Genomic DNA, 5,279 nt, shown 5'->3' with positions numbered 1-5,279 from the left:
CGCCAACCGCCTGCGCGTGCACGGTCTGTCGCAGGGCACGACGGAAGAGGACTACAACAAGCGCCTGGCGTTCGAGCTCGACGTCATCATGCGCATGAAGTACGCGGGCTACTTCCTGATCGTGTCCGACTTCATCAAATGGGCCAAGGCGCACGGCATTCCCGTCGGGCCGGGCCGCGGCTCCGGCGCAGGCTCGCTGGTCGCCTGGGCGCTGACCATCACCGACCTCGACCCGATCAAGTTCGGCCTGCTGTTCGAGCGCTTCCTCAATCCGGAACGCGTCTCGATGCCGGACTTCGACATCGACTTCTGCCAGGACCGCCGCGGCGAGGTGATCAAATACGTGCAGGAGCGCTACGGCCGCGACCAGGTGGCGCAGATCATCACCTTCGGTACGCTGCAGGCGCGCGGCGTGCTGCGCGACGTCGGCCGCGTGCTGCAGATGCCCTATGGCCAGGTCGACAAGCTGACGAAACTGGTGCCGCAGAATCCTGCGGCGCCGGTGACGCTGGCCGCCGCGATCGAGAGCGAGCCGAAGCTCCAGGCGTTCCGCGACGAAGACCCGGTGGTGGCGCGTGCCTTCGACATCGCCCAGCGCCTCGAAGGCCTGACGCGCCATGCATCGACGCACGCGGCCGGCATCGTGATCGGCGATCGCCCCTTGAGCGAACTCGTGCCGATGTACCGAGATCCGAAGTCGGATATGCCGGTGACCCAGTTCAACATGAAATGGGTCGAGCCGGCGGGCCTCGTCAAATTCGACTTCCTCGGCCTGAAGACGCTGACCGTACTCGACGTCGCATGCAAGCTGCTGAAGCCGCGCAACATCCATGTCGATCTCGCCACGCTGCCGATCGACGATGCCGAAAGCTACCAGATGCTGGCGCGCGGCGAGGTGGTCGGCGTGTTCCAGGTTGAAAGCCAGGGCATGCGGCGCGCGCTGGTCGACATGCGCCCCGACCGTTTCGAGGACATCATTGCCCTCGTCGCGCTCTATCGCCCGGGCCCGATGGCGAACATCCCGACCTATTGCGCGCGCAAGCATGGCGACGAGGAGCCGGAATATCTGCATCCCGTGCTGGAGCCGATCCTGAAGGAGACCTTCGGCGTCATCATCTACCAGGAACAGGTGATGCAGATCGCGCAGGTGATGTCGGGCTATTCGCTCGGCGACGCCGACCTGCTGCGCCGCGCCATGGGTAAGAAGATCCGCGCCGAGATGGACAAGCAGCGCGATATCTTCGTCGCGGGTGCCGTGAAGAACGGCGTGCCGAAGGGGCAGGCCGAGACCATCTTCGAATTGCTCGCCAAGTTCGCCGACTACGGCTTCAACAAGAGCCACGCGGCCGCCTATGCGCTGGTGTCCTACCACACCGCCTATATGAAAGCGCATTATCCTGTGGAGTTCATCGCGGCGTCGATGACGCTCGATCTGAACAACACGGACAAGCTCTCCGAATTCCGCTCCGAGGCGCAGCGCCTCGGCATCAAGGTCGAGCCGCCGAACATCAACCGTTCGGGCGCGACCTTCGAGGTCGGCGAGAAGACCATCTACTACGCGCTCGCCGCTCTCAAGGGCGTCGGTATCCAGGCGATCGAGCAGATCATCGAGGAGCGCACGAAGCGGGGTGTGTTCACCTCGCTCGCCGACTTCGCCGCGCGCGTCAATCCGCGCGCGATCAACAAGCGCATCATCGAGAGTCTCGCCGCCGCCGGCGCCTTCGACACGCTGGAGCCGAACCGCGCCCGCGTCTTCGCAGGCGCCGACTCGATCCTGGCCGCCTGCCAGCGCGCGCATCAGGCCGAGACCATCGGCCAGAACGACATGTTCGGCATGTCGGCGGACGCGCCGACGATCATGCTGCCGCAGATCGAGCCCTGGCTGCCGGCCGAGCGGCTGCGCCGCGAATACGACGCCATCGGCTTCTTCCTGTCGGGTCATCCGCTCGACGATTACGCCACCGTCCTGAAGCGGCTGCGGGTGCAGAGCTGGGCCGAGTTCTCGCGCGCGGTAAAGACCGGCGCCACCGCCGGCAAGGTCGCGGCTACCGTAGTCTCGCGCATGGAGCGGCGCACCAAGACCGGCAACAAGATGGGCATCATGGGGCTGTCCGATCCCACGGGCCATTTCGAGGCCGTGCTGTTCTCCGAAGGCCTCGCGCAATATCGCGACGTGCTGGAGCCGGGCGCCGCCGTGCTGCTTCAGCTAGGCGCCGAGCTGCAGGGCGAAGACGTGCGCGCGCGCGTGCTGCACGCCGAACCGCTCGATGACGCCGCCGCCAAGACGCAGAAGGGCCTGCGCATCTTCCTGCGCGATACCAAGCCGCTTGACTCGATCGCCAAGCGTCTCGCCGGCCCCGACATGGCCGTCTCGAACGGCGCCGCGCCCAAGGTCGGCAGTCCCGGCATCGCGCCGCGCGCCAATGGCGACGGCGAAGTCTCGCTGGTGTTGATGCTCGATCTCGAGACCGAAGTTGAGATGAAGCTGCCCGGCCGCTTCAAGGTCTCGCCGCAGATTGCCGGCGCGATCAAGGCGGTCGCGGGCGTCGTCGACGTGCAGCAGCTCTAGAGCGCGATGCGATTTGGAAGTATCGTCATCGCGCTTGGGTTCATGCGCTGGCAGCCGGTCGCGAATATAAGCGGGCGCGTGCAGCTCTGCGCAGCCGCTGCGCGTGAGGCGAGCGAGCGCTTCGGCTTTACAGCATGATTGCGGTGCAGCAAGCATAAGTTGCATCGATTAAGTTTGGTGATTTCTTCATATCGGCGCACGTATCATCGCGACGCTTCCATTCGTCCACTCCAGCGGGGGAAACATCACATGTGCGACAAGTGCCCTGAATCTCTGCATCATCAATCTCTGGATCAAGACATCGCGCCGTCACGGCGGTCCGCGATGCTGTTTGGCGCCGCTGCGTTTGGCATGACTTTCACGGGCGGGGCTTTCGCCAACCGCGCCTTGGCCAAGGAAACCAAGGCTCCGCCCAAGCCGCAGAACGTGCTGTCGGCCGACGCTTCCTTGAAGCGACTGATGGCGGGCAATGTGCGCTACGTCGAGGGCGTGTCGCGGCGCCACGATTTCAAGCACGAGCGTGAGGCGCTCGCCGGTGGCCAGAACCCGTTCGCGGCCGTCCTGAGCTGCGCCGACTCGCGCATCGCGCCGGAATATGCCTTCGACACCGGCCGCGGCGATCTCTTCGTCTGTCGCGTCGCCGGAAATTTTGCCGGCACCGAGACCATCGCGAGCATGGAATATGCGGCGGCGGTGCTGAACACGCCGCTGATCCTCGTGCTCGGCCATGATGCCTGCGGCGCGGTCGATGCGACGCTGAAGGCGATCAGGGACAACACGTCGCCGCCGGGGCATATTCCCTCGCTGGTCGAGGCGATCGCGCCGGCTGCCAAGGCTGCGATGCAGCAGGGCGGTGAGGTGCTCGACAAGGCAATCCGACAGAACGTGATCGACAACGTCGCCAAGCTGAAATCGGCCGCGCCGATCCTCAACGCAGCCGTGGAACAGGGCAAGCTCAAGGTGGTCGGCGGCATCTACCGGCTTGCGACGGGAACGGTCGACCTGATCCAGGACTGAACGGGCCGACGCGGCTCGCGCCGCAGTGCGGCCGCAAGGCTTGCGCGGGCCTGACGCAGGGTTTGATATGAGGTGGGGGCGCCATGTCGCCGCCTCAATCCGCGCTTTTCGTTCAAGAGCCATTCAGCCAGCGGGGCGTTTCATGCACGCTGGGACCTCAACCAACGACAAAAGCGGGCAAGCAAGCCATGCGTGGGACGCTCAAAGTTTTCATCTGCCTTCTCCTGCCGATGGTGGTCCTCGCCGCGGGCGCGCCGCATCACGCGCGGGCGCAGCAGCAGGAAAAGCGCATCGCGCTCGTGGTCGGCAACGGCGCTTACGCCAAGTCGCCGCTGGCGACGACCGCGAACGATGCCGGTCTGATCGCGCAGACGCTGCAGGCGGCGGGCTTCGACGTCGTCGGCGCCCGCGACCTCGACGGCGACACGCTGCGCAAGAGTTTTCGCGATTTCGTTCAGAAGGCGCAGGCGTCGGGACCCGGTACCGTCGCGATGGTCTATCTGGCCGGCTACGGCGTGCAGCTCGCCGGCGAGAACTATTTCATCCCGGTCGATTCCAACATCACCCGCGACACCGATATTCCGACCGAGGCCTTGCGCATCAGCGATTATGCGCGCCAGCTTGCGGCCATTCCGCTCAAGGCCAACATCGTCGTGCTCGACGCCGCCCGCGCGCAGCCCTTCATCGAGGGCGGGCAGCCGATCGCGAGCGGGCTGGCGTTGGTCGAGCCCGATCCGAACATGCTGATCGCCTTCAACGCCGCGCCCGGCACGGTGGCGCCGGAGGAGCCGGGGCCGTATGGCATCTACGCGCAGTCGCTGGCGGAAATGATCCGCACCGGCGGCTTGTCGCTGCCCGAGGTGTTCGACCGTGTCCGTCTGCGCGTCAACGAGGCCAGCAAGGGCGCGCAGGTGCCTTGGAACGAGCAGAAGGTCTCGGCGCCATTCTCCTTCTTCGAGCGCGGACCCGACGCGCCTCCGCCGGAGACGGCACCGGATCAGGTCGCCGCGATCCGCAGCAAGCCGATCCGCGATCTCGGCGCGCAGGATGCCTATGCCGCCGCGCTCTCGCGCGACACGCTGCCGGCCTATGAGGAGTTTCTTGCGGCCTATCCGAACGATCCGATGTCCAAGCGCGTGACGGTAATCGTCGCGGCGCGCCGCGAGGCGATCACCTGGCGGCGCACGTACCGCACCGACACGCCGGAGGCCTATTGGTCGTATCTGCGCCGCTATCCGCGCGGCCCGCATGCGGGCGATGCGCGACGCCGCCTTGCGGTCCTCACCGCGCCGGTCGAGCCGCCGCCGAGCTTTGCGATGATCGATTACGACGTGCCGCCACCGCCGCCGGAGGAGGTGGTCTATGTTGATCGCCCGGTGCTGTATTTCAGCGACCCCGATTTCGGCTTCGCGCCGCCACCGCCGCCGCCGGTCTATTNTTATCTGCCGCCGCCGCCGCCGGACTTCGTCGTACTGCCGCCGCCGCTGCCCGTGGTCGGTCTGTTCGTGTTGCCGCAACCGGTGTTCGTGCCGATCCCGGCGTTTGTCCAGCCGCCGGTCTATGTCGCGCCGCCGCCGAACAACATCATCTTCAACAACATCCACAACACCACGGTCATCAACACCGTGATCAATCAGGCACCGGCGCCCGCGCCTGCTGCGGGAGCCGGGGCAGGACCGGCCAATCTGGCGCC

The 5,279-nt window shown here is 66.0% G+C and carries 2 protein-coding genes and 2 pseudogenes; all 4 read left to right on the top strand.

All coding sequences use genetic code 11. The features are described 5' to 3' along the window. Positions 1–2,569, top strand: a 2,569-nt coding sequence (gene dnaE / locus A5906_RS18825) for a DNA polymerase III subunit alpha (RefSeq protein WP_245326785.1), incomplete at its 5' end; no start/stop codon positions are given. 249 nt (positions 2,570–2,818) lie between these two features. After that, positions 2,819–3,586, top strand: a complete 768-nt coding sequence (locus A5906_RS18820; RefSeq protein ID WP_080136888.1) for a carbonic anhydrase — start codon at positions 2,819–2,821, stop codon at positions 3,584–3,586. 188 nt (positions 3,587–3,774) lie between these two features. Continuing rightward, positions 3,775–5,023, top strand: a pseudogene (locus tag A5906_RS44670) (caspase family protein); the annotation flags it as partial. 1 nt (position 5,024) lies between these two features. Further along, positions 5,025–5,279 (top strand): annotated as a pseudogene (locus A5906_RS44665) (caspase family protein); the annotation flags it as partial.

This window comes from Bradyrhizobium sacchari, assembly GCF_002068095.1.
Classification (GTDB): Bacteria; Pseudomonadota; Alphaproteobacteria; order Rhizobiales; family Xanthobacteraceae; genus Bradyrhizobium; species Bradyrhizobium sacchari.
This window is presented reverse-complemented; position numbering and strand designations above follow the sequence as displayed.

Bases quoted from the DNA above. Each gene is read 5' to 3' on its own strand.
- A5906_RS18820 (WP_080136888.1), top strand. From the start codon at position 2,819: ATGTGCGACAAGTGCCCTGAATCTCTGCATCATCAATCTCTGGATCAA.